The sequence below is a fragment of the Devosia sp. genome, from assembly GCF_048261455.1.
GTDB lineage: Bacteria > Pseudomonadota > Alphaproteobacteria > Rhizobiales > Devosiaceae > Devosia_A.
This window is the reverse complement of sequence record NZ_JBLXGA010000013.1, coordinates 37,106-62,799: the sequence shown is the minus strand read 5'-3', so window position 1 is coordinate 62,799 and position 25,694 is coordinate 37,106. Positions and strand designations below refer to the sequence as shown.

The window sequence follows — 25,694 nt, the reverse complement described above, 5'->3', positions numbered from 1 at the left end:
GGGCGGTGGACCTCAGCCACTTTTCCCTGTCTCTCATACATCGAAGTGACCATGAATCCGCGCACCCGGCACATCCTCGAATTCGTTCTCGACAATCTCGTGTGGTTCATGCTGCTCGCGGTTCTGGTGATCTTTTCGGCCACCGTGCCGCACTATTTCCAGGTCGGCATCTTCGCCAACATCGTCGAACAGTCCAGCGTGCTCGGGGTGATGGCGATCGGGCTCGCCATGGTCATCATTGCAGGGCATATGGACCTGTCGGTCGAGTCCTCGGCGGCGCTGGCCGCAATGGTCACCGGCATCCTGTTCTGCTCGGCCGGTATCGGCATGGGTATCGAACTGACGCCCGACTGGCTCGCCGTTCCTTTGTCGCTGGTGCTCGGTCTTGCTACCGGCGCCGTGATCGGCGCCATCAACGGCTATCTTGTCGTCAAAGTGCGCATGAACGCCTTTATCGTCACGCTTGCCAGCTATATCTGGGTGCGTGGCCTCGTCGTCGCGATTTCGGGTGGCCGTTCCGCACAGGATCTGGCGCCGTCGATCCGCTGGCTCGGCGTGCAGCGCCTCGTGGGCATCCCGCTGACGGCGTGGATCGCCATCATCTGTTTCGTGGTCTTCTCATTCATCATGTTCAAGACGCCGTTTGGCCGGCACCTGTTCATGATTGGCGGCAATGAGAACGCCGTCTATCGCGCCGGCATCCGGGTCAAGCGCATCCTCATTCTCACCTTCGTACTGGCTGGTGCCATTGCCGGTCTCGCCGGCTGGCTGCTGGCCATCCGCACCTCGGGCGCGACCGCCAACCTCGGCGTGGGCATGCTGTTCAACGCCTTCGCGGCGGTGGTCATTGGCGGCGTCAGCCTCAAGGGTGGCGTCGGTGCGCTGCCCGGAGTCTACGCAGGCGTCCTGCTGCTGTCGTCGATCAACACCGCGATCAACCTGATGGGCCTGCCGGCGCATTTTACCCAGATGATCCACGGCGGTCTCGTGCTCGCCGCCGTGCTGCTCGACACCCTGAAGCACTCGCTCCGGACCAGGCTGGCCTGACCCGGAGCGTCTGTCCTACGGGCCGCGACGGCGCGTTACATCGTGCCGTCGGCCTTGAGGGCTTTCACGGCGCCGGACATGGCGTCCAGGGTGGCGTCGACGACCGCCTTGTCGTGGGTGCTCGACATGAACCAGGCGCCGCGTTCCAGCGCCCGGACGCCGCGCTGCAGCAGGGCCGTGGTCAGCGCGACATAGGCCTTCTTGTTCATTTTGGTCAGGTCGCGATAGCTGCGTGCCGGCTGCTCCAGGCCCAGCGCGACGTGGAAGACCTGCGGGAAGCCAACGACCTGCGCCGTCACGCCCTCGCGTGCGAAGATCTCGCGGAAGCCTTCGATCAGTGCGTTGCCGTTTTCGGCGATGCCGTCATAGAGCGCCGGCGTGAGCGACTTGAGCGTGGCGACCGTCGCGGCCATGGCCACCGGCTGGGCGTTGTAGGTGCCGCCATGCACGACACCGGCGTTGGTGAACATGTCCATCAGGTCAGCGCGCCCGGCGATGGCCGCGACCGGGAAGCCATTGGCGATGGCCTTACCGAAGGTGCACAGGTCCGGCAGCACGCCGAACTTTTCCTGTGCGCCGCCCGGTGCCAGCCGGAAGCCGGTGATCACCTCGTCGAAGATCAGGATCGTCCCATACTTGGTGCAGGCTTCACGCACACCTTCGAGATAGCCGTCGGCGGGCTGGATGGCGCCCTGGTTGCACATGGCGGCTTCCATGATCACCGCGGCGATGTCGCCCTTGGCCAGCCGCGCTTCAAGCACGGCGAGATCGTTCCACGGCAGCACCACGAGTTCGTCGGCAGATTCCGGCAGTTGGCCCTTCGAGCCGATCACCGGCGTCGGCGCAGACTCGTCGCCGCCCTGGCCGGCAGCCGGCGCCGTCGACCACAGCACATTGTCGAACCACCCGTGATAATGGCCCTCGAACTTGACGATCAGCGTGCGGCCGGTCGCGGCCCGAGCCAGGCGCATTGCCGCCTGGTCGACCTCGGAGCCGGACGAGCCGAAGCGCATGCGCTCGGCCGAGGGCACCAATTCGCACACCAACCGCGCGGCTTCGGCTTCGACTGCGGTCTGGCCGGCAAACAGGATGCCATTGTCGATCTGGGTCTTGACCGCATCGACCAGCGCCTTGGGCTTGTGGCCCAGGATCATCGGCCCCATGCCGAGGTAGTAATCGATGAGCGTATTGCCATCGACATCGTGCAGATAGGGGCCCTCGCCACTCTCGAACACCAGCGGCGTCGGCGCGATGTTGAGCCGGAAGTTGCTGTTGACCCCGCCCGAGATCCATTGGGAATTCCGGCGGATCGTTTCAGCCGACTTGTCGAAGCGCATCAGGTCCCCATCGGTTTCGGTCAGCGCGTTTGGTGAGACGGTCAAATGAAGGCTCCTTGGTCTTTTGCGTCAAAGGGCCTCACTACACCCGGTGTTGTAAATGCCATCGGGTTCCGCGAGGTGGAAAAACGCTGGCGACGGCCACGGCGGGCTCATGTTTGCATGGATCGGGTTCGGCGACCCCATTGCCGCGCGCCATCTCTGCCCCCAAAGTGCTATGGCCCGTTGACAGTGAGACGCGGAACGCCCTTAGTTTTGTTGAAGCGTATCAGTGTGTTCGGCACTATGTTGTCGGTCGACAGGTGGGCGTCCCACGGTTCGGCTTTGGCACAGGGCCTTGGAGGCATGCAAATGGACAAGCCCGAGGGCGACTACATGGTGCAGCCCGTCGTCAAGGCGCTGCAGGTGCTCGATTATGTGGCGCGGCAAGGCCATATGGTGAGCCTGACTGAGATCGTGCACGAGCTCGGCCTGCCCAAGACCACCGTCTTTCGTTACCTGCAGACCCTGTCGGCGACCGGCTTCCTCGCCCATGACATCCCACGCGATCGCTATGGCGTCGGCGAGCGGTTCCGCGATCTCGCAGCGCGCGATACGGCGTTCGCCGGCCTGCGCCAGCTGGCCCAGCCTGAAATGCAGAAGCTGGCTGAGAAGTTCAGGGAGACGGTCAACCTCGCCGTGCTGTCTGACGGGGAGATCGTTTATATCGAAATGCTCGAGACGGGCCGGCCGCAACGGGCGCATGCCCGTGTCGGGCATCGGCACCCCGTTCATTCGACCTCGCTCGGCAAGGCCATCCTCGCCTATCTGCCCGATGCGGGCGGCGGGCTGCTCAACGCACCCGAACTGCCGCAAATGACCTTCCGAACGCTCACCGATGCGCGGGCGCTGCGCCGCCAGACCGATACGATCCGCAAATGCGGCTATGCCATCGAGATGGGCGAGAACGAAGATGGCTTGATGTGCATCGGCGTGCCGATCCTCGATCCGGCCGGCTTCCCGGTTGCCGCCATCAGCTTGTCGGCGCCCGAGCGGCGGATGCGACCGGAGCTGGCCACCAGCGCCGCAGAGGCGCTGAAGAGCGCCGCGCTGCGCATTTCGCGCCGACTTGGCGGCGGCACCGCGCCGGAAACCTTTGAGGAACTCGATGGCTGACAGCCAGACGCCCTGCATCCCCGCTGATCGGTTGCGGGTGGCGACCGAGAAGCTGTTTCGCGCCGCGGGATCATCGGCGCGCGAGGCCGAACTGGTTGCCGTACATCTGATCGAGGCCAATCTGCGCGGTCACGATTCCCACGGCATCGGCGTCGTGCCGATGTATCTCAAGGGCCTTGCGTCCGGCGGGTTGAAACTCAACCAGAGCCTCACGGTGGCACTCGACAGTGGCGGCATGCTGGTTTGCGATGCCGGTCGCGGCATGGGGCAGGTGATGGCGCATGACGCGATGGACCTGGCCATCGCCCGCGCCGGCGACACAGGCAGCGCCATCGTCAGTCTGCGTAACAGCCATCACGTCGGGCGCATCGGCCATTGGGCCGAGCAATGCGCTGCCGCCGGCATGGTCTCGATCCACTTCGTAAATGTGGTCGCCGGGCCGATCGTCGCGCCCTTCGGCGGCACCAAGGCACGGCTCGGCACCAATCCCTTCGCAGCCGGGTTTCCACGCGAGGGTGCCCCGCCGGTGATCGTCGACTTCGCCACCAGCACCCTTGCCTCCGGCAAGGTGCGGGTGGCGCATAACAAGGGCGAGCAGCTGCCGCCGGGCGCTCTGCTCGACGCCAAGGGGCAGGCGACCACAGATCCCGCGCAGCTGTTCGATGCGACGCCCGGCGCGCTCACCACCTTCGGTGCGCACAAAGGGTGGGGACTGATGCTGGCGTGCGAACTGCTCGGCGCGGCGCTGGTCGGTGGCGACACTCAGCACAGCGCTGACGCCCATGCGGTGGTCAATTCCATGTTCTCGGTTGTCGTGGCGCCCGCACGGCTGGGCACGGCCGCGCCGTTCGCAACCGAGCTCGAAAGCGTCCTCGACTGGGTCCTGTCGGAAAACGCGACAGGCAGTGGGGTGCAACTCCCCGGCGATCCTGAACTGGCGACCCGTGCGGCGCGCCTCGAGGCCGGCATCCCGGTCGATGCGGCAACCCTGGCGCAATTCATTGCTGCAGGGACGGAAGTCGGCGCCGGCGATCTGGCGCTCGACTGAACCCTAGTCGCGCGTGCACCCGGGCCAGCGCATCGGCAGCACGGCCTCACGTTCGGCGGCCTTCGCTTTCGCCTCGTCCTTGAAGATCCGCATCACGCAATGCGGCTGTTTTCGGTCGATGACGTCATAGACGAGGTGATAGCCGGTCTTGTCCATGATCGGCCCGATCCAGCCGGCGCAATGGTCGCAATAGCGGCCCATCGGCTCGGCGTCGTTGTCCATCACCTTGCTCAGGCTCGGGCAGACGTTCATGCGCAGTTCGAGGTGCTCGTCGTCGCGCGTGATGTCGAGATCGCAGTTTTCCTCGATCTTGATGTGCGTCCAGTAGGCGTCCATCCCGGCGAGGCCATCGGTTTCGATCAGCTCGAGGATGTGCTTTTCCTGGTTCTTCGAAATCGCGAGGAAATAATCCTCAAGTACGGTTTCGCCTTGCGCTTCAAGAAATTTGAACACTTCATTGTAAAAACGCGTAAAATGATCGGACGGGATCATGAGCGCCTCCGGATGATCTGGCGGCAACTGCCGGGGCCGGTGATCTCGGTGTCGATGGCGAAGGGCGTTGCTTCGGCCATGCCCTCATTGGTGCGAGTGGTCTGGTCACAGAACTGCGGCGACGGGGCGCCGACGAGCTTTGCGACGTGGTGCCAGGCGGTGCAGCGGCGGACGGTCAGGACGATCTCGTCTTCGCCCACCGCGATGTCGTAGTCGCAATCTTCGCGGGTGAAGAAGTGTTCCCAGTGGGCCACCAGTTGCCGGGTGTCCCCGGCTGCAAGATCCTCATGGATGGATCGATAGACGTCCGTCCCGACCTTGCGAAAGATCTGGTCCAGCGCGTCCTGGCCAAACCGCGCCAAGATGAACTCGATCGTCGTATTGGTGGCGCCGTGAAAATCGAGATGCACTTCGCCGGTTTCGGCGTAGCGCAGCGGTACCGGGTCGGCCGGGTGTTCCGTCATGCCGGCTCCCACGAGGTCTGCTGCGCCGTGATGCCGCCATCGACATAGAGCATCTGGCCGGTGACATAGCGTGCTTCGGGCGAGGCCAGAAAAACGACGACCGGACCGATATCCTGCGGGTCGCCGACACGCCCGAGCGGGATCTTCTGGCTCACCGCGTCCCGCGCGCCCGGCCGATCCAGTCCCGCCTGAGTCAGCGGCGTGGTGATCAGCCCCGGACCGACACCATTGCAGCGGATGCTGCGCTCGGCCAGCGACACGGCCAGGCTGCGCACCATCATCAGCACGGCGCCTTTCGAGGTGTCATAGATCACGCTGTTCTTTTCCGCCTGCAGCGAATTCGAGGACCCGATGCACACGATGCTGGCGTCGCTCTGCTCGGGGCCCACCAGATTTGCGAAGGCCTGCGCCGCGAACAGATAGCCACGCACATTGAGGTCGATGGTCTGGGTGAACGCCCTGGCATCGAGCGTGCCGAAATCGCTATCGCGGAACGTCCCGGCATTGTTGACCAGGGTATCGAGCCGTCCCAGCTTTGCATGGGCCTCGGCGACAAAACCCTCGGCGCCCTCCACCGTCGACATGTCCGCCCTGATGAAATGGCATTCTGTCAGCGCGCCAAGGCGCTCGGCGGCCACGGTGTCCTCGACATGCGAATTGATGACGAGGCGCGCGCCCTTCTGGGCGAAGGCTTCGGCAATGCCATAGCCGATGCCGGTGGTCGCGCCGGTGATCGCAACACATTGCGCGCTCATGACAGGGCTTTCCCGGCGAGTCCGCCTACAACGCTGAGAATGGCTCCCACCAGATCGCGCGTGGCCTCGGCCTGCGGTTGGCGGAACAGGTCGAGCGGTTTTCCGGTCTCGACGATCTTTCCTGCGGACATGACGTAAACCCTGCTTGTCGTGTAGGCGACGACCGACAGGCCGCGCGCGATGAATACCAGCCCCAGCCCCGGATTTTCGACCAGATCCTTCAGCATCTCTGGTCCGGGCATCAGTGCCCGAGCGATGGCGATCGGTTGCAATTGCCTGCCGGGGCTCACTGCGAGGCTTGCCCATTTTCATTTGGAGGAGAAGGCGGCGCTGTTTCGCTCGGCGAAACGCGTCGAAAGAACTGGCGACAAACCGCTCTCGCACCTCGATTTCGCGGCGGGCGATCGATGCACGCCGGAGACCTGAGGCCATCTGTCGCGTGCATCCTTTGAGGGGTGTGACGCGTTGGGCTCCGAGCACAATTTTTGAACAGTTGGACCGTGAGTTTTTCGCTCGATTGTCCTGCAAACCGGAGGATTTCCAATGTCCGTTTCCATTCCCGATGACACGCTGGTCGTGATCGCCGACGGTCATGGGGCCACCCTGCTGCGCGCCAAGAAAGCGGGCGATGGCCTGTCACTGAAGGAAGAGCGTCAGCTGACGCCGAAGAACCTCGATGACGAGGGTCCCTCCGGTAGCCGCCCTGAAGAACAGACGCCCCGCCAGACCGACGAGGCGACCTTCGCCAAGCAGCTCGCAGAGCTGCTTTACAAGATGCGCCACGGCGGCAAGTACGAGCATCTGGTGCTGGCGGCGGATCCTCAGACTCTGGGGCAGGTGCGCGCAACGCTGCACAAAACGGTCGAAGCCAGTATAGTGCTGAGCATCGATAAGGAACTGATGGGTCAGTCCGTGGCGGAACTCGAAACCACCATCCACAAGGCAGCCGCCTGATTTCGCTGGCGGCAGCAGCGGGCGCATTCGTTCGCGGAAATAAAAGTGAACCGGTCCGACTGCTCGGGCCGGTTCTTGTCGTGCTCATGCTGCTCACCGCCGTTTTTGCTGCCGTACCGGCGCGGGCGCAAGCCGATCTGCCGGGGCTGCTCGATCAGACAAGCGTCGACCCGGCGATACCCGAGCGGACCATCGAAGCCGTTCCGGCAGCTTCCGATGCAGATGTGGCCACTCGACTGCAGCGCATCTTGGAGGCGACGGGCTGGTTCACCAACCCGGCGGTCCGGGTTCAGGAAGGTGTGGTTTTTCTCGAGGGGACGGCAGAGACCCGCGAGCGTTCCACCTGGGCCGGCAATCTTGCAAAGAGCACCGAAGGCGTCGTGGCGGTCGTCAATAATCTTGCCGTCGCCAGCGACCTGCAGACCACGTTCGAGCGTGCCCTGAGCGAACTGCGCGTGCTTGTTGACCGGGCGCTGCAGGCCTGGCCGATGGCGCTGCTGGTTTTCATAATTGTCGTTGCCAGCTGGCTGGTGGCGAAGCTGATTGCGATGATCGCGCGGCCGTTTATCGCGCGGCGGGTCAGTTCGCCGCTGCTGATGAGCGTCATTCTGCGCGCCATTTCGCTGCCGGTCTTTGTGCTCGGTATCTATTTCGTGCTGCGCATTGCGGGCCTGACGCAGCTGGCGCTCACCATTCTCGGTGGCACCGGTCTGGTCGGTATCATCATCGGTTTTGCTTTTCGCGACATCGCCGAGAATTTCCTCGCCAGCCTCCTGCTCAGCGTCCGCAATCCGTTCAACAGCGGCGATCTGATCGAGGTGGCGGGCTATACCGGCGTCGTGCAGAACCTCAATACGCGTAGCACCGTGCTGCTGACGCTCAATGGCAATCACGTCCAGATTCCCAATGCCACGGTGTTCAAGAGCATCATCAAGAACTACTCCAGCATCCCCAGCCGCCGGGCCGAGTATGTCGTCGGCATCAGCTACGATTCCTCGGTGGTTCTGGCGCAGGAGCTGATCGGCGGCGTGCTGAAGGCGCATCCGGCGGTGCTGGACAAGCCCGAGCCGCTGGTTCTGGTCGATCAGCTGGGCGATGCGACGGTCAACATGCGCGTCTTCTACTGGTTCGACAGCGCGGCCTATTCACCGGCCAAGATCAATTCGGCCCTGCTGCGGCTCACCAAGAACGCACTGTATGAGGGCGGTGTCGAAATGCCTGATCCGGCCCGTGAGGTGGTCTTCCCGCAAGGTGTGCCGATCATCCAGGCGGATGCCAACTCCGTGCGCCCGGCGCCCGCGCCGCATCCGCGCAAGCGCGTGACTGAAGAGGCCACAGACGCCACCGCCGCCGAAGGAGATCTCACAAGCGAGACGCGCGAAATCGGCCAGCAGCGCGAGGGCCGTATTCCTGAATCCGAGACAAACCTGCTCAAGGACTGATCGCGCCGCGTCGGCATCCGGTCCGCCAGGGACTTTTGCGACCGGCCTATTGCCGCTAGGGGACTCTTTGGGAGGACGCCTGAATGAACGACAATGATTCCATCACCACGCTGAAGGACGCGCCCGACGCGAGCGCCGTCTATACGATCTGGCCCGGCGACGGACATGCGCCGGGGTCGGAAAGCTGGACGCATGCCGAAAGCACGATGCCGATCCCCTGGGCTGGCAAGGAGGGGCGCCGGCTGACCCGCAATGTGGTGATCCCAACACTCACCATGTTCCGGCCGCCGGACGGCAAGGCCAACGGCACGTCGATCGTCATCGCACCCGGCGGCGCCTTCCATTTTCTGATGATCGACCACGAAGGCTATGAAATGGCGCGCTGGATGGCCCAGCGTGGCGTCACTGCCTTTGTACTGAAGTACCGGCTGGCACGCTCTCCGGACGATGACGCCGAACTACTCGATTTCCGCAATAACCTGCAGCGCCAGCTTGGCGAGGCGCGGATCAGCGACACGGCGCCCCCGAACGCAGCTGCCATCATGGGGGCGCGCATGCTGGGCGAGGAGGACGGGCGGCAAGCCATCACCTTCGTGCGCCAGCGGGCGGGCGAGTTCGGTCTGGACCCTGAAAAGATCGGCATCGCCGGGTTTTCCGCTGGTGGCGGGGTCGCCATGGGCGCTGCCATGCTGCACGATCGCGACAGCCGCCCCGATTTCGTCTGTGGCATCTATCCGGCCTGGCGGCCCGACATGCGCGTGCCGGTCGATGCGCCGCCGCTGTTTCTCGTCATTTCAGATGATGACCGGTCGGTGTCGCCGGTTTCGACGGCCCGGCTATACGAGAACTGGCACAAGGCCGGCTTTCCGGTCGAAATGCACATCTTCGGCAATGGTGCGCATGGCTTCGGCATGGGCGAGAACGGCCTGCTCTCCGATCCGTGGATCGATCTGTTCGGCAACTGGATGCGCCATCGCGGCTTACTGGACTGATCCGACACACAGAGGCGCTGCGCTGCCGCAAGCTGCGGCGTCGCTGCGCTTTCCATCAACCGCCGCGCTGGCTAAGGTCGCGCGCGTTTTAGCGAGGTGATGATCTTGAATTCTCCCAAGCCGCTCCATGCACCCGAGGCCGCTGCCCAAAAGGTGCACAACCAGCTGGGCGAGCTGCCCGTGTGGAACCTTGACGATCTGTATACGGGCAACGACTCCGCCGAACTCAAGTCTGACCTCGACTGGGCGAAGACCGAGGCCAAGGCATTTGAAGCCGACTACAAGGGCAAGCTGGTGTCACTGACGCAGTCCGGCGGACTGCGCGATGCCATCACCCGCTACGAGAAGCTGAACGATGTGACCGGTCGCATCGGCTCATATGCCTTCCTGCAATACGTGCGGAACACGCAGGAGCCGGACAAGGTCAAGTTCCTCGGCGACACCACGCAGGCGCTGACGGACCTCTCCACCGGGTTGATCTTTTTCGGTCTCGAACTCAACCGGATCGACGAGTCCATTCTCGATGCGGCCTATGCAGCCGACGCGGAACTGGCGCGCTACAAGCCGTGGTTCGACGAGTTGCGCAAGGCCAAGCCCTATCAGCTCGAAGACCGGCTCGAAGAGCTGTTCCACGAGAAGTCGACGACCGGCGCTTCGGCCTGGAACCGGCTGTTCGATGAAACCATGGCGGCGCTGAAGTTCGATTTTGAGGGCGAAGAGCTCAATCTCGAAGGCGTGCTCAACCTGCTCACCGATCGCGACGAGACCAAGCGCGAAAAGGCGTTCGAGGCGCTCTCGACGACGCTTGTCGCCAACAAAAGCCTGTTCACCCACATCACCAATGTCCTCGCCAAGGACAAGGAAATCTCCGACCGCTGGCACGGGTTCGAAGACATCGCGGACAGCCGGCACCTCGAGAATTCCGTCGAGCGCGAGGTGGTCGACGCGCTTGAGACGGCGGTGCGCGACGCCTATCCGCGGCTCAGCCACCGCTACTACAAGATGAAGGCAAAGTGGTTTGGCAAGGACCAGCTGAATGCCTGGGACCGCAATGCGCCGCTACCGACCAGCGACGAGCGTGTCTATGACTGGCAGGCCGCCAAGGACACGGTGCTGAAGGCCTATGGCGATTTCTCCCCAAAGCTGGTCGAGATCGCCACGCCGTTTTTCGAGCGTGGCTGGATCGATGCCCCGACAAAGCCCGGCAAGTCGCAGGGCGCCTTCGCTCACCCCACCGTGCCGTCGGCGCATCCCTATCTGATGCTCAACTACCTGGGTAAGCCGCGCGACGTGATGACGCTCGCCCATGAGTTGGGACATGGCGTCCATCAGGTTCTGGCGGCAGAGCAGGGGCCATTGATGGCGCCGACCCCGCTGACGCTGGCCGAGACCGCGTCGGTGTTCGGCGAGATGCTGACCTTCCGCTCGATGCTCGACCAGACAACGGATCCGCAACAGCGCTTCGCCATGCTGTCGAGCAAGGTCGAGGACATGCTGAACACCGTTGTGCGGCAGATCGCCTTTTATACGTTCGAGCGCGAAGTCCACACGCAGCGACGCCAGGGCGAGCTCACCACCGAGGATTTGAACCGCATCTGGCAGGATGTGAGCGCCGAGAGCCTGGGGCCGGCGATCAAGCTCAACGACGGCTACGAGATCTTCTGGGCCTATATCCCGCACTTCATTCACTCGCCGTTTTATGTGTATGCCTATGCGTTCGGCGACTGCCTTGTGAACTCGCTCTACGCACAGTATGAAAAGGCGAATGACGGCTTCGCAGAGCGCTATTTCGAGCTGCTGAAGGCGGGGGGCAGCAAGCATCATTCCGAGCTGCTCGCGCCCTTCGGACTTGATGCGCGTGACCCGCAATTCTGGTCACTCGGCCTGTCGATGATCGAGAGATTGATCGACGAGCTGGAAGCGACCGACCCGAACTGACGAGCCTTGAGGAATCCGATGGCCAATACGACCAATCCGAACAGCACTGACGAGATCCCGCCCGAGATGGACTACGCCATGCACGAGCGTACCTATGAGGGCTTCATCGCCATGGTGAAGTGGGGAATCATCTCCATGGTCTACGTGGTGCTGGCGCTGTATTGCTTCATCGAGGCGGACCAGCCGCTTCTCGGCCTTGTCCTGCTGCTGCTGATCCCGGTCACCATCGGCGGTGCCTATGTGATGCGCGAGCGCAAATAGGCTGCAAGCCTCCTGGCGCAGCTAATGCGCCCGGGCTTTGCTCTCATTCGCGGGTTCGACCCCGATCAAGAACAAAAACGGCCCCTCGAAAGGGGCCGTTTTTACGTCTGCGTTTCAGATCAGAAGTGGAAGTTCACACCGGCGCGGAGCGAGGTGTCGGACAGGGAAATATCCGGATTGATGCCACCAAGGTCATAGGTCTTGGTCCCGTAGTCGCTGTAACGCGCTTCGACGAATGCCGAAACCTGCTCGGTCACCATGAACGCGACGCCAGCGCCGACAGTGTAGCCTATGTGAGTCTGGCTATCGTCAGTAAATCCGCCGAAGTCGTCGCTGTGTTCGTTATTCGCGAAGGCCAGACCACCCAAAACGTAGGGCATGAATACGCCGCCGTCGAAGCCGAGGTGCAGAGTGGCTGAGCCGGTCCAGTTGACGGAGTCGGTGATTTCCACGAATCCGTAGTCTTCTGTTCCCGAGATGTTGGCCCAGCTGATATCGCCCTGTACGCCGAGCACCAGGCCCTCAGTCAGCATGAAGTTGTAGCCCAGCTGAGCGCCGAGGAATCCACCAGCGATGCCATGGTCGCCGGTCGTGCCGGTCGAGGAATCCACATCGCCCGAGGCGTAGCCGCCATGGATACCGACATATGCGCCCTCCCAGCCATTGGCCGGTGCATAGTTGTCGATCATCATCGGTGCGGGTTCGCTAATGATGAGGTCTGCGGCATAGGCCGATGTTCCGACGCTCATCGCAGCAACTGCGATACTCAATACTGATAGTTTACGCATAGTCATCTCCCAAATGTCACGTAGTCGGAGAGTCCATACGCCGGTCAAAGAGAATTAAAAGAGGTATATTTCTGAATTGCTCTGAAATGGTCGGGATGTGACCGCGAAGCCTCACCATGAACGGCTGGTCATTACGCCGACTGCAAGGCCCGAGGCAGCGACCGCAGTCGTCAAGTGCGTGGTGCCGCCGACTGTTTGCATGGTTCTGGATTTTCTTGTGCCGCTTCTTTAATCATGTTTGCGAGTGCCGATTGAGGATTCGCTTATGAAGATCGCCGTCTTGCGCGAACGTGTCGAAGGCGAGACCCGGGTGGCGGCGACGCCGGAGACAGTCGCCCGGCTCGTGGCTCTCGGTGCCGAGTTCGCTGTTGAAACCGATGCCGGCGCCAAGGCGAGATTCCCCGATGCGGATTATGCCGCTGCCGGCGCCACGCTCGGCACTGCCGCGGCGGTGACCAAGGGCGCAAATGTCGTCCTGACGGTCCGCCGCCCGCAGGCCGCGTCCCTCAAGAGCGTCGCTGCGGGCGCTCTGGTCATTGGCGGCATGGACCCGTTCGGCCATGAGGCCGATATCGCCGCGCTGGCGGATACCGGCGTCACGCTGGTCGCCATGGAGTTCATGCCGCGCATCACCCGGGCACAGGTGATGGATATCCTGTCCAGCCAGGCCAATCTGGCCGGCTACCAGGCCGTCATCGATGCGGCCGGCGTGTTCGAGCGCGCCATGCCGATGATGATGACCGCCGCCGGCACGGTGCGGCCCGCCAAGGTGTTCGTCATGGGCGCCGGTGTCGCCGGCCTGCAAGCCATCGCCACGGCGCGGCGGCTGGGCGCCATGGTCACTGCTACGGACGTCCGCGCGGCAGCTGGCGAGCAGGTGGAATCGCTCGGCGCGAAATTCGTCATGACTGAGGCGTTGAAGGATGCGTCGGGTTCCGGCGGCTATGCGCGCGAACTGACCGATGCGGAGAAGGCGGCCCAGTCGGAACTGGTTGCCGGGCATATCTCCAAGCAGGATATCGTCATTACTACCGCCCTGATCCCGGGCCGGCCTGCGCCGCAGCTTGTCACTGCGGCGATGGTTGCCTCCATGGCGCCGGGCTCGGTGGTTGTTGATCTCGCGGCAGAGCGGGGCGGCAATGTTGCGCTGACCAAACCCGATGAAGTGGTCGTCACCGACAATGGCGTCACCATTCTCGGGCCCACCAATATGGCGGGACGCCTCGCCACCTCGGCCAGTCAGCTCTATGCGCGGAACCTCGCCGCCTTCCTCGAAACGCTGATCGACAAGTCCGAAAAGACGTTGGCGATCGACTGGGAGGACGAGCTGGTGAAGGCCACCGTGCTCACCCGCGATGGCGCCATTGTGCATCCCAATATCAAGGCGCCAAAAGCTGCGGCGGCCAAGCCCACGAAGCCGGCAGCCGCTGCGAAGTCTGCAGCGTCAAAATCGGCCACCACCAGTTTGACGGCCCCGAAAACTGCCGCTGCGAAGCCCGCTGCCGCCAAAAAGCCCGCAACCGCCAAAAAGCCCGCTGCCAGAAAAGCCGGTGCAGCGAAACCCGCCGCCGCCAGCCGCGCGCGCAAGCCCGCCACCAAGGAGAGCAAGTGATGGGTACGATCGATCCATTCGTTTTTCAGTTCTCGATCTTCGTCCTTGCGATCTTCGTGGGCTATTTCGTCGTCTGGGCGGTGACCCCGGCACTGCACACGCCGCTGATGAGCGTCACCAATGCGATCAGCTCGGTGATCGTCGTGGGCGCGCTGCTGGCGGTTGGGGTCAGCCATGTGGGCGAACCCAACTGGACCTCGAAGATCTTTGGGTTCATCGCGCTGGTACTTGCGAGCGTGAATATCTTCGGCGGCTTCCTCGTCACCCAGCGCATGCTGGCGATGTACAAGAGGAAGTCGTGATGCTGTCGCCCACCCAGGCCGCAGCCATCCTGCCGCCGACCTTCCAGATTCTGACGGGGCTCACTTTTGCGCTGCTGCTGATCACCGCCGGCCTCGTCTTCCAGGCGCGCAGCGCCACCGTTGCGAGGGCATCATGATCGACGCCAACATTGCCGCGCTACTCTATCTGGTCGCCGGTGCGCTGTTCATCATGGCCCTGCGCGGGCTGTCCAGTCCCGCTTCGGCGCGGCAGGGCAACATGTTCGGCATGGTGGGCATGGGCATCGCCATCGTCACCACGCTGTTCGTCGCCGGTGTCTCCGATTGGGTCAGCTGGCTGCTGATCCTGGGCGGTATCGGTATCGGCGGCGCCATCGGCGCCTTCATGGCGCGCACCGTCAAGATGACCGACATGCCGCAGCTGGTCGCGGCCTTCCATTCGCTGGTCGGTCTCGCGGCGGTTTTCGTCGCCGCCGCAGCGCTCTATGCACCCGATGCTTTCGGGATCGCAGAGGCCGGCCAAATTCACCCGCCGAGCCTTATCGAAATGAGCCTCGGCGTGGCCATCGGCGCCTTCACCTTCACCGGCTCGGTCATCGCCTTTCTCAAACTCAACGGCTCGATGAGCGGCAAGCCGATCCTCTTGCCCAACCGGCATGCCATCCACATCGGACTCGGTGCGGTGTTGCTGGTGCTGATTGTCATCTTCTACTTCACCGCCAACCCGGTCTGGTTCTGGCTTATCACCATCGTGGCGCTGGTGCTCGGCGGGTTGATGATCATCCCGATCGGCGGGGCCGACATGCCGGTCGTCGTATCCATGCTCAACTCCTATTCGGGTTGGGCGGCCGCAGGCATCGGCTTCACGCTGGGCAATTCGGCGCTGATCATCACGGGTGCGCTGGTGGGGTCGTCCGGCGCCATACTCAGCTACATCATGTGCAAGGCGATGAACCGCAGCTTCATCTCCGTCATTCTCGGCGGCTTCGGTGCCGATGACAGCGCGGCGGCGAGCGGCGAGGAGGAGACCCGTCCGGTCAAGCAGGGCGCTGCCGATGATGCCGCCTATCTGATGAAGAACGCCAGCAAGGTCATCATCGTCCCCGGTTATGGCATGGCCGTCGCTCAGGCGCAGCATGCGCTGCGCGAAATGGCCGATCTGCTCAAGGCCGAGGGGGTCGAGGTCAAATATGCCATTCACCCGGTGGCAGGCCGCATGCCGGGGCACATGAACGTGCTGCTCGCCGAAGCCAATGTGCCCTATGACGAGGTGTTCGAGCTCGAGGACATCAATTCCGAATTCGCCCAGTCCGACGTGGCCTTTGTCATCGGTGCCAATGACGTGACCAATCCCGCCGCCAAGACCGACAAGACCTCGCCGATCTATGGCATGCCGGTGCTCAACGTCGAAGACGCGGGCACGGTGCTGTTCATCAAGCGCGGCATGGCGGCAGGCTATGCCGGCGTGCAGAACGAGCTGTTCTTCCGCGACAACACGATGATGCTGTTTGCCGACGCCAAGAAGATGACCGAGGATATCGTCAAGGCGCTCGGGCACTAGTGCGCAAGAGCGCAAGGCGGGATCGATGGTTTTGAGACCTCATGGTGAGCTTGTCGAACCACGAGATCGGGCTCGGCGAGCTTGCTACGCCTTCGATCTTCGACCGGATCAGAGTGACATCTGCCGGTGGCTCAGTTCAGAAGTGGTGAGATCGGGCGATGCTTGATCTGGCCCTGCTCGCCGGGTTCTTCCTCACCTCAGTCGCCATCGAGCTGACGCCCGGTCCCAACATGGCCTATCTGGCGCTCGTTGGCGTGTCGCGCGGTCGCGCTGACGGGATGATGGCGGTGCTCGGTGTGGCCGTCGGCCTAGCGCTGCTTGGCGCCATCGTCGGGGTCGGGGTCGGTTCGCTGATCCTCGAGAACCGGTTCATCTATGAAACGCTGCGCTGGGCTGGCGCAGCCTATTTGCTCTGGCTGGCATGGGATGGTTGGCGCGACGCGCAGCGCGAGACCGAAACCGGCGCGCTGCCGGTACGGAAATGGGTCTATTTCCGCCGCGGCTTCGTCACCAATCTGCTCAACCCCAAGGCGGCGCTGTTCTTCATCACTGTCATGCCGGGCTTCATGGACCCGGCGGCCTCGCTGAATGCGCAGACCACGGTGCTCGTCGCCACCTATGTGCTGGCGGCCACGGCCATCCATGCCGTCATTGTGCTGCTGGCCTCCACGCTCACGCCGTTCTTCAAGCGCCCCGACCTGCGCAAGGCCACGGCGCTAGTCTTTGCCGTCATGCTGGTCGGCGTCGCCATCTGGCTGCTGATAAAGACTGCGGTCTGACCGGCCACTTTTTGCATAAGTGGTTTTCCGCAGTCGACGTGGGCGTGCCGCTGCTTGACACTGCCCCCTGGACTCCATCGTAGGCTCGACCGGGAGGGCGGCATGAGCGACGACGGCGACGATCCTAGACGGACAGCGAAGCAGACTGCGGGCAAACGGGACGAAGCCACGCAGCCGCAGAAAAAGGACCCGATCCGCCGGCAGGCCGTGGTCGTGGTCCACGGCCAGGGCCAGCAGCGCCCGATGGAGACGCTCAGGGCCATCGTCGACGGTCTGCTGCCGCCCGGCGCAGCTACCACCGCCAATGGCGAGCCGCGCTACTACATCGTGCCCGACGAACTCACCGGTTCATTCGAACTGCACCGTATCACCACGCCGACCGAGGCGGCGCAGCCGGGCCAGCCGGGGAACGGCGCCCGCAAGACGGACTTTTTCGAACTCTACTATGCGGACCTGCTGGCAGATACGCCGTTCCGCAACTTGGCGAACTGGCTCCGTGGCCTTCTCGCCCTGCCGAAATCGGCGATCAGCCCGTCGATGAAGCAGTTGCTGCTGCTGGTGAGCACCGTGCTGTTTCTATGCGGCTTGATGATCATCTGGGCGCTGCTGGCCATCCCGTCCCTCATGCGAGCACAGCTATGCCTGACACCCGTCTCGCTGATCGCGCTCGGCGCCATCGTGCCACTTCTCGCGGCCTTCGCCTTTCTGCCGCTCGTACACAGGTGGCGCTATAGCCTTGTCGCTCTCATCATTTTCCTCGCCAATGTCGCGATCTTCCCGACTACCCAGATCTTCGCGCCACTCAGTCTGATCGGCCTGGGCGTCTATCTGCTGTTCCAATTCGGTCTACCGGTCTTCGGCGATGCGGCGGTCTACCTCAAGGCACAGGTCGAGACAGTGGGGCCACGGGCGCGCATTCGCGAACGCGGTCTGAAGCTGCTTGAGGGGCTACACAACTCGGATCGCTATGATCGCATCATCATCGTCGCTCATTCGCTCGGCACGGTCCTGGCCTATGATCTGTTGCAGATTTTCTGGCAGCGGGTTGGACCGACCAAGCTCAATCCACCGTCGGCCGCGGCAATGCGGCCACTGAGGAATGTCCGGAACTTCGTCACCAGCAATCCTGGAGATTGGACACCCGAGCAGCGGCAGAAGTACCAGGATCTGCAATGGCAGGCATTTCTGGCGCTTGGCCCAAGTCGGCCGAAGCCACAGGCTGAAGGTGCGGTCCCCCCGTCAGACGCCGAGACCACGCCCAACCAGCCTTGGAAAATCTCCGACTTCGTGAGCCTGGGCACGCCACTTGGCCACGCGCGGATGCTGATTGCCGATGGGCCGGACCATTTCGAAAAAATGCGCGTCGAGCGTTTGCTGTCGATGTCTCCACCTGTCGACTACGATGCGGTCAATCACCCCGAGTGGGGCTTTCTTGATGAGGGCGCCAAGGCGACGCACCATGCGGCGGTGTTCAGCGTTGTGCGGTGGACCAACCTCACCGACACTCATGAAGGTGAATCGTTCTTTTATAGCGGCGACTTCATCTCCAGCATCGTCGGCGAGCCTGACCTCTTTGGCAAAGGTATCGTCGAAAAGGACACCAAAATGCGCGACGTTCCGGGCTCCGGCTTCACCCATGGCAAGTACTGGATCGAGATCGGTGCAAAGGGCGACGAGACCGCGCCGGAGATGCTTCGAAACGCGGTCGGGCTGAAACGGTAGTGACGGCTACCGCGCCCCCGGGCAGTTACTCCCATGTGCGTTCTTGTCGGTTCGCGGCGCAGCTTCCATGTAGAGGGCTCATCAAAAGGAGTTCCACATGGCCCGCACGATCAAGGTTGATCTCTTCACCGACAGCGTTTGCCCCTGGTGCATCGTCGGGTCAGCACGGCTCGACAAGGCGATCGCCGAACTGCCCGATGGCGTCACGGTCGATGTCGAGAACCATCCGTTCTATCTCGATCCCAACACGCCCGAAGAGGGCGTCGTGGTTGCCGAAATGCTGCGCGAGAAATATGGCCGCGACCCCAAAGAGATGTGGGCCAGGGTCGAGCAGGAAGCGCAGAGCACCGGGATCGATCTCGATCTGAGCCAGCAGCCGCCTGTTTTCCCGACCCGCAAGGGACATACGCTGGTGCGGCTGGCGCGGGAGAAGGGCACCCAGCATGCGCTCGCCAATGCCATTGCCTCGGCCTATTTCCTGGACCATAGGCAGATACACGACGACAAGGTGCTCGCCGACATCGCGGTCGCGCACGGCTTCACGCGCGAAGAGGCGATAGCGGCGGTAAATGATTCCGAGGCGCTGCGGATCACCCACGAGCTTGCCGTCGCCGCGGCGCAGCAGGGTATTCAGGGCGTGCCGTTCTTCATCTTCGACAACCGCTTTGCGGTGTCCGGCTGCCAGCCGCAGGAGATGTTCACACGCGCCTTTGAAGCGGCGATCGATCCGAGCAAGCTCCAGCAGCAGGCCAACTGAGCGGTCTCGGGCCGCGGGTCCCATTGCCGAGCGCGCCGGCTCGTGCCATCCATTTGGCTTGGAGGTGGCAGGCATGGGCAGGCTCAGGCGCGCCGGCATTGGCGCTCTCATCGGTATCGCCGTCACCTATATGGCTGCAGTGGTCGGGATGTATGTGTTCCAGCGCGACCTGCAGTACGTTCGTGACGGCGCGGTTCTGGCCCTTTCAGACACAGCGCTCAGCGCAGCCGAGGCCGTGGCCATTCCCACCTCGGACGGTGCGGTCATCAACGGCTGGTACCAGAAGCCGGCCAGCGGCCAACCACTGATCGTCTATTTCCGCGGCAATGCGCAGAGCTTCGGGCGAGAGCATGCGCGTTTTGAAGCTTTCGTCGCCGCCGGCTACGGCTTTCTGGCCTTCGACTATCGCGGTTTTCCGGCCTCGCCGGGCGAGGTGACCGAAGCGCATGTCCTCGCGGACGGTCTCGCCGCCTTCGACTGGGCGGCGCAGCAGGGTTTTCCAATCGTCCTGTGGGGGCGGTCGCTCGGCACGGCGCCAGCGACCTGGGTCGCCGCGCAACGCGAGGCGCAGGCGCTGCTGCTCGAATCCCCATTCCTGTCCGCCGTTCAGGTCGCCGCCGAGCGCTACCCCGTCCTGCCGGTGCGGCTGCTGATGCACGACCAGTACCGCCTCAGCGAATGGATGCCCGATGTCACTGAGCCGGTGTTTGTCGCGCATGGCACTGCCGACAGCACCATTCCGGTGGAGCATGGCGAGGCGGTGCATCGGCTCGCGCCCAACAAGGACGAGTTGCTGATCGTTGCAGGTGGCGGCCATTCCGACCTGTGGGATCGCGGGTTGTGGGCGGCAGCGCAAGTGTTCTTCAGCAGGGCCGATTCGGGCCGCTGAGCATTCAGGGTCCACGCAGCAAAACGCCGGCCACAGGGCCGGCGCTTTCAGTCTCAGCGATGCGGCTTCAGCTCAGTAGAGCGTCAGGCCGGTAAAGGTCACGGCGTAGTTCAGGCCGGTCTGACCCTGGATTGAGAAGGGCTGCAGCGCATAGCCGCGCTTCGAGCCGCCGATCAGCCAGTTGCCGCCGAGGCCGACGCCGATCGTGGCTTCGGCCGAACCACCGACATAGGTACCGGACAGCGAGCCGGGGCCGTACTTGGTCGAAGCGCCGGAGAACACCAGCCATTCGATCTGGGTCTGGCCGGTCACGCCGATGTCGAGGCCGAGCTTGTCGATGCGGCCGTCATAGTACTCGGTCTGGTGGCCCTTGCGGTAAAAGGCGCAGCTCATGTCCTTGGACGAACCGATCAGCAGACCGACGCCGCCTTCAACGTCGCAGGATAGACGCCCGACCTGAACGCGGGTTTCGGCCTGGGCAATACCAGCGGAGCTGGCCATCACGACGGTGGCGAGAGCGGCTGCGATAAGTTTCTTCATATCTGATCCCTCAATGTTTGACGCGTGATCATAGTGACACGCACAGGGCTTAAACGGCCCCCGGTCGGCACGCGTTGCATTGGTGCCGGATGCTTTTGAAGCCAGTCTTGCGACACTTCAATATTGGGGCAGAATTCGGGCGCCCCAATGCAAAACGCCGCCTTTTGGGCGGCGTGGTGCAGATTCTGTAAATAGTCGCTCTTAACGGCGACCGGCAGTCACCAGACCGCCTTCGCGCTGAGCGCGCTTGCGGGCCAGCTTGCGGGCACGGCGAACGGCCTCGGCCTTCTGGCGGGCCTTCTTCTCGGAAGGCTTCTCATAGTAGTTGCGAAGCTTCATCTCGCGGAAGACACCTTCGCGCTGAAGCTTCTTTTTCAGGGCCCGGAGCGCCTGATCCACATTGTTGTCGCGAACAACTACTTGCAAGCGCTACCGCCCTTCGTAATCCGTCAAAACTGTTTGAGAAAGCGCTGGAGCACCCGACCGAAGTCGATTGCAGCAGCGCCGATCGACAAAAGCCGACCGCGTTGGGCGGCTATATAGGCCAATCGAACTGCCTTGTCCACACCCGCTGCATGCGCGGAAACGCTATTTCTTGCGCTTTTTGACGGTAATTCGGTTGATATGCCCCATCTTTCGGCCCGCGCGCGACTCGGCTTTGCCGTAGGCATGCGGGCGCGTCGTCGGATCGAGTTGGCCCGGTATGGCCGCTATTTCGTCGCCGATCAGATTCTCCATCACCACATTGGCCATGCGGGCCGGATCTCCCAACGGCCAGTTGGCGACAGCACGGATATGCTGCTCGAACTGGTCGGTGATGCACACGGCCTCGGTCCAGTGTCCGGAATTGTGGACGCGCGGCGCAATCTCGTTGACCAGCAGCTTGCCGTTGTCGCGCACGAAGAACTCGACCCCCATGACACCGACATAGTTCAGGGCTTCGACGATCGCCGTGGCAATCTCGAGCGCTTTCGCAGCGGTCTTGCCGGTGATCGCTGCCGGCACCGTGCTGGTGTGCAGGATGTGGTCGCGGTGGACGTTCTCTGCAGGATCATAGGCGGCGACCTGTCCGGCCGCATTGCGCGCCACGATCACGGAGATTTCGCGCTCGAACGGGATGAACTGCTCCAGCACCAAGGGTTTGGGGGTCAGCAATTCCCAGGCCAGCGCCGCATCTTCCATGTTGTCGACGATGCGCTGGCCCTTGCCGTCATAGCCGAGCCTGGTGGTCTTCAGCACGGCAGGCGTACCGATCTCCTCGATCTCCGCCTCCAGCCTGTCGAGATCGGTGATCGCGGCGAAATGGGCGACGGGCAGGCGGTTGATGCTCAGGAAGGCTTTTTCTGCCAGCCGGTCCTGCGCCACGGCCAGGGCATTGGCGCCGGGACGCAGCGGCTTGTGGTCGGCGAGGAATTCCGCCGTGCGCGCTGGCACGTTCTCGAATTCATAGGTGATCACATCGACTTCGGCGGCAAAGGCCGCGAGTGCCGCCGGGTCCTCATAGTCGGCAACCGTCTTCAGCGGCGTCACGTCGAAGGCCGGGCTGTCCGGGTCTGGACAGTAGATATGGGATTTGAGGCCAAGTCGGGAGGCGGCAAGAGCCAGCATGCGGCCGAGCTGGCCGCCGCCGAGAATGCCCACGATGCTGCCCTGCGGCAGCGGGGCGTCAGTTTGGGTCATCAACAGGATATTCCGGCACGATGTCGGTCTGGTTCTGGCGGTAGTCGTCGAGCTGCTCTGCGATCTCGTCGTCGGACAGCGCCAGTACCGCGGCGGCTAGCAGGGCTGCGTTCTTGGCGCCGGCCTCGCCGATCGCCAACGTGCCCACCGGGATGCCGGCTGGCATCTGCACGATCGACAGCAGGCTGTCCTGGCCGGACATGGCGCGGGATTTGACCGGCACGCCGAAGACGGGCAGGGGGGTCAGCGCGGCGATCATGCCTGGCAGGTGCGCCGCGCCACCGGCGCCGGCGATGATCACCTTGAAGCCCTGGTCGCGCGCATTGGTGGCAAAATCGTACATGCGGTCAGGGGTGCGGTGCGCGGAAACGATGCGCGCCTCATAGTCGATCTTCAACGTGTCGAGCACCTCGGCGGCAAGGCGCATCGTCGGCCAGTCGGACTGGCTGCCCATGACGATGGCGACGGCTGGTGAAGTCGGCACTTTGGTCCCCCCGCTCTAAAATCCACCCTTAGGGGGCGTACGGACGAAGCGCAAGCCGTCAGGCGGCGTCGGCCGTGCTGTTAACGGCACAGACCAGCATTTGCAGCGTTGCCCGGTCGGCCAGATCCAGGCTGCCCTCGGGCAGGCCGAGAATGCGGTCGATCACGGTCGACACATAGGCCACCTTGGTCACCAGCTTCTCTGAAAGGCGCTCCAGCGTTTCCTTGTCACGCGTCGCATGCAGGTCGATGATCAGCTGGCGGTTAGAGCTGAGCAGATAGACGATGACCTCGGCCGCGCTTTCGGGGTCCGGTGTATCGAAGGTGCGCTCGGCGACACCCTCGGTGATGATCTCCACCAGCATGGGGCGCACGACTTCGATTATGGCGCGCTGGGTGCGCTCGTGCAGTTGCAGGTTCTCGTCGCGCAGCAGCGGCGCGAATGTCGCGCGAAACTCTGCCGCCGAGCTCAGTTTCTGGCCGCGCATATCGTCGAAGAAACCGCTGAGCTTGGCGAAGCTGTCCAGCGTCGGGTCATCGAGCAATCTTCGTGTCGACGCCGCAGCCTGCATGGCATAGCTGTGCGCCAACGCCTCGATCAGATCTTCCTTGGCGTCGAAGTGGCGCTGAAACTCGTCGAGGCTCACTCCGGCCGCAGCCAGCACGTCATCGAGCGCTGTTGCGTCGTAACCCTTTTCGGCGAACACGGTCTTGGCCGCGTAGATAATGACTTCGCGGTAGTCTTCAGACGTAGAGGCAAGGTGAGGAAGCGCCATCCGGCCCTCCAGCTTGAATGTCGACCGACTTCGGGTCTGAACCCAACATCCAGTCATGTCAAATTTCAATTTGTTTCGCGCGGCCGTTCTGGCTCAGGCGATTATGTCCGGCAGCAGGATGTTCTCGAGATAGGTGATGCGATCCTTCAGCGCCAGTTTGCGCTTCTTGAGCCGCTGCAGGAGCATCTGGTCGGCATAGCCGGACGATGCCAGCGTATGGATGGCCGCGTCGAGATCGGCGTGCTCCTGGCGCTTGGCGGCAAGCTCGAGCCCCAGGTTAGCCTCTTGTTCCTGTGTCAGCTGCATCATCGGAGCAGTCGGTCCGTTTCCCCGCAAAACCCCCGGCGTGTGGGGTTACTCCGGGTTAACCGATCAGACCAAGATTTGCATCTGAATTTTCCTCAGAGGCCTGACAACGTGTTCTCGCACATCGACAAGACGTGAATTTTTTGTGACGATCGATTCGCCCGAAGCAAGTTGGAGAGGAGTTGTCCATGACGACTGAAGGCCACATCGCATCGCTCGAAAGGCGCCACCGGGAACTCGATCTCAGAATCGAGAACGAAAGAAATCAACTCAGCCACGACGACCTCCTCGTCTCGGCACTCAAGCGCAAGAAGCTGGAACTCAAGGACGAACTGACACGGCTGCAGGATCGCGCAGCCTGATCATTCCCTTATCGATTCTGGGAAAGGCCACGGCAGCCGCCGCGGCCTTTTTTGATGCCCGACTGTCGGCAGACGCTCAGACCGGCGGCGCGAAGTCGTTGATCTCGAACCAGTAGCCGTTCGGATCCTCGACGAAAATCGCCCGCATGCCGTCCGGCCGCACATTGACGCCGCCCGGCGTGCCCTTCATGTCGGAAAAATCCACGCCCTCGGCTCGAAAGCGCGCCAGCATTGCGTCGAAGTCCGGCGCCGTCAGCGCAAAGTGCGTGCGCTTTTCTACATGGGTGGCCGAGATGTCGCCGGCCTGCACATGCAGGCGCTGGCCATTGCCGATCTCGAACCAGCGGATTTCGGTTCCCCCCATCGGGTTGGCGATCTCAGCGATCCCGAGGACGTCGGTCAGAAATGCCGCGGTCTCGTCGAGGTCACGCACGAGCAGGGCGATGTGATCGATGCGATAGGCGGTGCTGGTCATCAGGCAACGACCCCGGTGCTGGTGAAGAAGATATCCGTCACGCCATCGTAGATCAGCTTGAGGGCGAGCAGGAAGACCAGCCAGTAGGTGAGCTGGTAGAAGCGTTTCACCGAAATGCGCCGTACCAGCCATACGCCCAGCAGCACACCGGCGACAGCCAGCGGCGCGAGGATCAGGCCATTGGTCAGGTTCTCGGTATTGAGCTGACCCAGGAAGTAGTAGGGCACCAGCTTGGTGGTGTTGACGATGGCGAAGAAGAAGGCCGTCGTTCCGGCATAGTCCACCGGCTTGAGCCTCTGCGGCAGCACATAGATCTGGAACGGCGGGCCGCCGGTATGGCTGATGAAGCTGGTGAAGCCGGCAAAGCCGCCCCAGAACACGCCCCAGGGTTTCGAGGGCGGCAGGCCTTCGAGCTTCTTGCGTAGAGGCAGCAGCGCGTCGAGCACGAAGAGCAGGGTGATCACACCGACGAAGAGCAGCACCATGGCGTCGCTGACGACGCTCCACAGCGCCCAGCCGATCGCCGTACCGACCAGAGCGCCCGGCAGCATGATTTTGAGGATGCGCCAGCTGGCGTCACGGCGGTAGGTCCAAACGGCGATAACGTCCATGACCAGCAGCAGCGGCAGCATCATGCCGGCCGCGTCCCGGGCCGGCATTACCAGCGACAGCAACGGCACGCCAACCATGCCCAGACTGCCAACGAGCCCGGATTTGCTCAGGGCAACAATGAAGACCGCGGCGACCGCGACGGCCCAGAAATACAGATCATGCATGGAAAAAGACGGGATTGGTCTT

At 63.0% G+C, this 25,694-nt stretch carries 31 protein-coding genes; 17 read left to right on the top strand and 14 right to left on the bottom strand.

Translation table 11 applies throughout. The features are described from left to right. The first annotated feature begins 51 nt into the window (after positions 1-51). A complete protein-coding gene (locus ACN0TK_RS14065; protein ID WP_417310145.1) occupies positions 52-1,047 on the top strand; it encodes an ABC transporter permease in 996 nt (331 codons plus the stop codon). A gap of 35 nt (positions 1,048-1,082) precedes the next feature. On the opposite strand, the gene ACN0TK_RS14060 is transcribed toward ACN0TK_RS14065, so the two are convergent. Continuing rightward, positions 1,083-2,429 (bottom strand): aspartate aminotransferase family protein, encoded by a 1,347-nt coding sequence (locus ACN0TK_RS14060; RefSeq protein WP_417310144.1) that lies wholly within the window; start codon positions 2,427-2,429, stop codon positions 1,083-1,085. A gap of 306 nt (positions 2,430-2,735) precedes the next feature. On the opposite strand from ACN0TK_RS14060, the gene ACN0TK_RS14055 reads away from it, so the two are divergent. Beyond that, positions 2,736-3,539 carry an IclR family transcriptional regulator gene (locus ACN0TK_RS14055; RefSeq protein WP_417310143.1) on the top strand — a complete coding sequence of 268 codons (804 nt, stop codon included), beginning with the start codon at positions 2,736-2,738 and terminating at the stop codon, positions 3,537-3,539. Continuing rightward, positions 3,532-4,587, top strand: coding sequence for a malate/lactate/ureidoglycolate dehydrogenase (locus ACN0TK_RS14050; protein WP_417310142.1), 1,056 nt, complete (start codon positions 3,532-3,534; stop codon positions 4,585-4,587). Before ACN0TK_RS14055 ends, ACN0TK_RS14050 begins: the two co-directional genes overlap by 8 nt. Positions 4,588-4,590: 3 nt before the next feature. Here the strand turns inward: ACN0TK_RS14050 and ACN0TK_RS14045 are convergent, their stop codons facing one another. The 4 genes from ACN0TK_RS14045 to ACN0TK_RS14030 are packed head-to-tail and all read right to left on the bottom strand — an operon-like array spanning position 4,591 to position 6,525. Further along, on the bottom strand, positions 4,591-5,079 hold the full coding sequence (locus ACN0TK_RS14045; RefSeq protein WP_417310141.1) for a hypothetical protein: 489 nt from the start codon (positions 5,077-5,079) through the stop codon (positions 4,591-4,593). Further along, positions 5,076-5,543: a hypothetical protein gene (locus ACN0TK_RS14040; RefSeq protein WP_417310140.1), complete on the bottom strand. Its 468-nt coding sequence runs from the start codon at positions 5,541-5,543 to the stop codon at positions 5,076-5,078. The genes ACN0TK_RS14045 and ACN0TK_RS14040 overlap by 4 nt, the downstream gene beginning before the upstream one ends. Then, positions 5,540-6,298 (bottom strand): SDR family NAD(P)-dependent oxidoreductase, encoded by a 759-nt coding sequence (locus tag ACN0TK_RS14035; RefSeq protein WP_417310139.1) that lies wholly within the window; start codon positions 6,296-6,298, stop codon positions 5,540-5,542. The genes ACN0TK_RS14040 and ACN0TK_RS14035 overlap by 4 nt, the downstream gene beginning before the upstream one ends. After that, the gene (locus ACN0TK_RS14030) at positions 6,295-6,525 is read right to left on the bottom strand and encodes a hypothetical protein (RefSeq protein WP_417310138.1); all 231 of its coding nucleotides are present in this window, start codon (positions 6,523-6,525) and stop codon (positions 6,295-6,297) included. The genes ACN0TK_RS14035 and ACN0TK_RS14030 overlap by 4 nt, the downstream gene beginning before the upstream one ends. Positions 6,526-6,841: 316 nt before the next feature. Here ACN0TK_RS14030 and ACN0TK_RS14025 point away from each other — a divergent pair, with 316 nt between their 5' ends. The 5 genes from ACN0TK_RS14025 (at position 6,842) to ACN0TK_RS14005 (ending at position 11,885) form a co-directional block, all read left to right on the top strand. Beyond that, positions 6,842-7,252, top strand: a complete 411-nt coding sequence (locus ACN0TK_RS14025) for a host attachment family protein (protein ID WP_417310137.1) — start codon at positions 6,842-6,844, stop codon at positions 7,250-7,252. 86 nt (positions 7,253-7,338) lie between these two features. Then, positions 7,339-8,694, top strand: coding sequence for a mechanosensitive ion channel domain-containing protein (locus ACN0TK_RS14020; RefSeq protein ID WP_417310195.1), 1,356 nt, complete (start codon positions 7,339-7,341; stop codon positions 8,692-8,694). Positions 8,695-8,777: 83 nt separating this feature from the next. Next, positions 8,778-9,686, top strand: coding sequence for an alpha/beta hydrolase (locus ACN0TK_RS14015; protein WP_417310136.1), 909 nt, complete (start codon positions 8,778-8,780; stop codon positions 9,684-9,686). A 99-nt stretch (positions 9,687-9,785) separates the two neighbouring features. Then, the gene (locus tag ACN0TK_RS14010) at positions 9,786-11,624 is read left to right on the top strand and encodes a M3 family oligoendopeptidase (RefSeq protein WP_417310135.1); all 1,839 of its coding nucleotides are present in this window, start codon (positions 9,786-9,788) and stop codon (positions 11,622-11,624) included. Positions 11,625-11,642: 18 nt separating this feature from the next. Continuing rightward, entirely contained in the window at positions 11,643-11,885 is a 243-nt protein-coding gene (locus ACN0TK_RS14005; protein ID WP_417310134.1) for an aa3-type cytochrome c oxidase subunit IV, read from the top strand. A gap of 119 nt (positions 11,886-12,004) precedes the next feature. Here the strand turns inward: ACN0TK_RS14005 and ACN0TK_RS14000 are convergent, their stop codons facing one another. Beyond that, positions 12,005-12,673, bottom strand: a complete 669-nt coding sequence (locus tag ACN0TK_RS14000) for an outer membrane protein (RefSeq protein ID WP_417310133.1) — start codon at positions 12,671-12,673, stop codon at positions 12,005-12,007. A gap of 265 nt (positions 12,674-12,938) precedes the next feature. Here ACN0TK_RS14000 and ACN0TK_RS13995 point away from each other — a divergent pair, with 265 nt between their 5' ends. From ACN0TK_RS13995 to ACN0TK_RS13960, 8 genes are all read left to right on the top strand, one after another. Next, the gene (locus ACN0TK_RS13995; RefSeq protein ID WP_417310132.1) at positions 12,939-14,285 is read left to right on the top strand and encodes a Re/Si-specific NAD(P)(+) transhydrogenase subunit alpha; all 1,347 of its coding nucleotides are present in this window, start codon (positions 12,939-12,941) and stop codon (positions 14,283-14,285) included. Beyond that, positions 14,285-14,587 (top strand): proton-translocating transhydrogenase family protein, encoded by a 303-nt coding sequence (locus ACN0TK_RS13990; protein ID WP_417310131.1) that lies wholly within the window; start codon positions 14,285-14,287, stop codon positions 14,585-14,587. The genes ACN0TK_RS13995 and ACN0TK_RS13990 overlap by 1 nt, the downstream gene beginning before the upstream one ends. Further along, a complete protein-coding gene (locus ACN0TK_RS13985; RefSeq protein WP_417310130.1) occupies positions 14,587-14,724 on the top strand; it encodes a hypothetical protein in 138 nt (45 codons plus the stop codon). The genes ACN0TK_RS13990 and ACN0TK_RS13985 overlap by 1 nt, the downstream gene beginning before the upstream one ends. Continuing rightward, a complete protein-coding gene (locus tag ACN0TK_RS13980; protein ID WP_417310194.1) occupies positions 14,724-16,127 on the top strand; it encodes an NAD(P)(+) transhydrogenase (Re/Si-specific) subunit beta in 1,404 nt (467 codons plus the stop codon). Before ACN0TK_RS13985 ends, ACN0TK_RS13980 begins: the two co-directional genes overlap by 1 nt. Positions 16,128-16,285: 158 nt before the next feature. Beyond that, positions 16,286-16,906: a LysE family translocator gene (locus tag ACN0TK_RS13975; RefSeq protein ID WP_417310129.1), complete on the top strand. Its 621-nt coding sequence runs from the start codon at positions 16,286-16,288 to the stop codon at positions 16,904-16,906. A gap of 102 nt (positions 16,907-17,008) precedes the next feature. Continuing rightward, a complete protein-coding gene (locus ACN0TK_RS13970; protein ID WP_417310128.1) occupies positions 17,009-18,628 on the top strand; it encodes a hypothetical protein in 1,620 nt (539 codons plus the stop codon). Between the two features lie 97 nt (positions 18,629-18,725). Further along, the gene (locus ACN0TK_RS13965) at positions 18,726-19,385 is read left to right on the top strand and encodes a DsbA family oxidoreductase (protein WP_417310127.1); all 660 of its coding nucleotides are present in this window, start codon (positions 18,726-18,728) and stop codon (positions 19,383-19,385) included. Positions 19,386-19,458: 73 nt separating this feature from the next. After that, positions 19,459-20,274: an alpha/beta hydrolase gene (locus ACN0TK_RS13960; protein WP_417310126.1), complete on the top strand. Its 816-nt coding sequence runs from the start codon at positions 19,459-19,461 to the stop codon at positions 20,272-20,274. 72 nt (positions 20,275-20,346) lie between these two features. Here the strand turns inward: ACN0TK_RS13960 and ACN0TK_RS13955 are convergent, their stop codons facing one another. The 6 genes from ACN0TK_RS13955 to ACN0TK_RS13930 all read right to left on the bottom strand — a co-directional run bounded on the left by ACN0TK_RS13955 (position 20,347) and on the right by ACN0TK_RS13930 (position 24,053). After that, on the bottom strand, positions 20,347-20,814 hold the full coding sequence (locus ACN0TK_RS13955) for a DUF992 domain-containing protein (protein ID WP_417310125.1): 468 nt from the start codon (positions 20,812-20,814) through the stop codon (positions 20,347-20,349). Between the two features lie 201 nt (positions 20,815-21,015). Then, positions 21,016-21,240, bottom strand: a complete 225-nt coding sequence (gene rpsU, locus ACN0TK_RS13950; RefSeq protein ID WP_417310124.1) for a 30S ribosomal protein S21 — start codon at positions 21,238-21,240, stop codon at positions 21,016-21,018. Positions 21,241-21,402: 162 nt separating this feature from the next. Next, positions 21,403-22,494, bottom strand: a complete 1,092-nt coding sequence (locus ACN0TK_RS13945) for a 5-(carboxyamino)imidazole ribonucleotide synthase (protein WP_417310123.1) — start codon at positions 22,492-22,494, stop codon at positions 21,403-21,405. Further along, positions 22,481-22,948 carry a 5-(carboxyamino)imidazole ribonucleotide mutase gene (gene purE / locus ACN0TK_RS13940; protein ID WP_417310193.1) on the bottom strand — a complete coding sequence of 156 codons (468 nt, stop codon included), beginning with the start codon at positions 22,946-22,948 and terminating at the stop codon, positions 22,481-22,483. Before purE ends, ACN0TK_RS13945 begins: the two co-directional genes overlap by 14 nt. An 88-nt stretch (positions 22,949-23,036) precedes the next feature. After that, a complete protein-coding gene (locus tag ACN0TK_RS13935; RefSeq protein WP_417310122.1) occupies positions 23,037-23,753 on the bottom strand; it encodes a TetR/AcrR family transcriptional regulator in 717 nt (238 codons plus the stop codon). Between the two features lie 93 nt (positions 23,754-23,846). Further along, complete coding sequence (locus tag ACN0TK_RS13930; RefSeq protein WP_417310192.1) at positions 23,847-24,053, bottom strand: YdcH family protein; 207 nt, start codon at positions 24,051-24,053, stop codon at positions 23,847-23,849. Positions 24,054-24,247: 194 nt separating this feature from the next. Between ACN0TK_RS13930 and ACN0TK_RS13925 the strand changes: the two genes are divergently transcribed. After that, a complete protein-coding gene (locus ACN0TK_RS13925; protein ID WP_417310121.1) occupies positions 24,248-24,421 on the top strand; it encodes a YdcH family protein in 174 nt (57 codons plus the stop codon). 76 nt (positions 24,422-24,497) lie between these two features. Here the strand turns inward: ACN0TK_RS13925 and ACN0TK_RS13920 are convergent, their stop codons facing one another. Further along, positions 24,498-24,896: a VOC family protein gene (locus tag ACN0TK_RS13920; protein WP_417310120.1), complete on the bottom strand. Its 399-nt coding sequence runs from the start codon at positions 24,894-24,896 to the stop codon at positions 24,498-24,500. Beyond that, positions 24,896-25,672 carry a sulfite exporter TauE/SafE family protein gene (locus tag ACN0TK_RS13915; RefSeq protein ID WP_417310119.1) on the bottom strand — a complete coding sequence of 259 codons (777 nt, stop codon included), beginning with the start codon at positions 25,670-25,672 and terminating at the stop codon, positions 24,896-24,898. Before ACN0TK_RS13915 ends, ACN0TK_RS13920 begins: the two co-directional genes overlap by 1 nt. Positions 25,673-25,694: the final 22 nt, after the last annotated feature.

Coding starts and splice junctions, on each gene's coding strand:
- ACN0TK_RS14065 (WP_417310145.1), top strand. CDS start 52: ATGAATCCGCGCACCCGGCACATCCTCGAATTCGTTCTCGACAATCTC.
- ACN0TK_RS14055 (WP_417310143.1), top strand. CDS start 2,736: ATGGACAAGCCCGAGGGCGACTACATGGTGCAGCCCGTCGTCAAGGCG.
- ACN0TK_RS14050 (WP_417310142.1), top strand. CDS start 3,532: ATGGCTGACAGCCAGACGCCCTGCATCCCCGCTGATCGGTTGCGGGTG.
- ACN0TK_RS14045 (WP_417310141.1), bottom strand. CDS start 5,079: ATGATCCCGTCCGATCATTTTACGCGTTTTTACAATGAAGTGTTCAAA.
- ACN0TK_RS14040 (WP_417310140.1), bottom strand. CDS start 5,543: ATGACGGAACACCCGGCCGACCCGGTACCGCTGCGCTACGCCGAAACC.
- ACN0TK_RS14035 (WP_417310139.1), bottom strand. CDS start 6,298: ATGAGCGCGCAATGTGTTGCGATCACCGGCGCGACCACCGGCATCGGC.
- ACN0TK_RS14030 (WP_417310138.1), bottom strand. CDS start 6,525: ATGCTGAAGGATCTGGTCGAAAATCCGGGGCTGGGGCTGGTATTCATC.
- ACN0TK_RS14025 (WP_417310137.1), top strand. CDS start 6,842: ATGTCCGTTTCCATTCCCGATGACACGCTGGTCGTGATCGCCGACGGT.
- ACN0TK_RS14020 (WP_417310195.1), top strand. CDS start 7,339: ATGCTGCTCACCGCCGTTTTTGCTGCCGTACCGGCGCGGGCGCAAGCC.
- ACN0TK_RS14015 (WP_417310136.1), top strand. CDS start 8,778: ATGAACGACAATGATTCCATCACCACGCTGAAGGACGCGCCCGACGCG.
- ACN0TK_RS14010 (WP_417310135.1), top strand. CDS start 9,786: ATGATCTTGAATTCTCCCAAGCCGCTCCATGCACCCGAGGCCGCTGCC.
- ACN0TK_RS14005 (WP_417310134.1), top strand. CDS start 11,643: ATGGCCAATACGACCAATCCGAACAGCACTGACGAGATCCCGCCCGAG.
- ACN0TK_RS14000 (WP_417310133.1), bottom strand. CDS start 12,673: ATGCGTAAACTATCAGTATTGAGTATCGCAGTTGCTGCGATGAGCGTC.
- ACN0TK_RS13995 (WP_417310132.1), top strand. CDS start 12,939: ATGAAGATCGCCGTCTTGCGCGAACGTGTCGAAGGCGAGACCCGGGTG.
- ACN0TK_RS13990 (WP_417310131.1), top strand. CDS start 14,285: ATGGGTACGATCGATCCATTCGTTTTTCAGTTCTCGATCTTCGTCCTT.
- ACN0TK_RS13985 (WP_417310130.1), top strand. CDS start 14,587: ATGCTGTCGCCCACCCAGGCCGCAGCCATCCTGCCGCCGACCTTCCAG.
- ACN0TK_RS13975 (WP_417310129.1), top strand. CDS start 16,286: ATGCTTGATCTGGCCCTGCTCGCCGGGTTCTTCCTCACCTCAGTCGCC.
- ACN0TK_RS13970 (WP_417310128.1), top strand. CDS start 17,009: ATGAGCGACGACGGCGACGATCCTAGACGGACAGCGAAGCAGACTGCG.
- ACN0TK_RS13965 (WP_417310127.1), top strand. CDS start 18,726: ATGGCCCGCACGATCAAGGTTGATCTCTTCACCGACAGCGTTTGCCCC.
- ACN0TK_RS13960 (WP_417310126.1), top strand. CDS start 19,459: ATGGGCAGGCTCAGGCGCGCCGGCATTGGCGCTCTCATCGGTATCGCC.
- ACN0TK_RS13955 (WP_417310125.1), bottom strand. CDS start 20,814: ATGAAGAAACTTATCGCAGCCGCTCTCGCCACCGTCGTGATGGCCAGC.
- ACN0TK_RS13945 (WP_417310123.1), bottom strand. CDS start 22,494: ATGACCCAAACTGACGCCCCGCTGCCGCAGGGCAGCATCGTGGGCATT.
- purE (WP_417310193.1), bottom strand. CDS start 22,948: ATGGGCAGCCAGTCCGACTGGCCGACGATGCGCCTTGCCGCCGAGGTG.
- ACN0TK_RS13935 (WP_417310122.1), bottom strand. CDS start 23,753: ATGGCGCTTCCTCACCTTGCCTCTACGTCTGAAGACTACCGCGAAGTC.
- ACN0TK_RS13925 (WP_417310121.1), top strand. CDS start 24,248: ATGACGACTGAAGGCCACATCGCATCGCTCGAAAGGCGCCACCGGGAA.
- ACN0TK_RS13920 (WP_417310120.1), bottom strand. CDS start 24,896: ATGACCAGCACCGCCTATCGCATCGATCACATCGCCCTGCTCGTGCGT.
- ACN0TK_RS13915 (WP_417310119.1), bottom strand. CDS start 25,672: ATGCATGATCTGTATTTCTGGGCCGTCGCGGTCGCCGCGGTCTTCATT.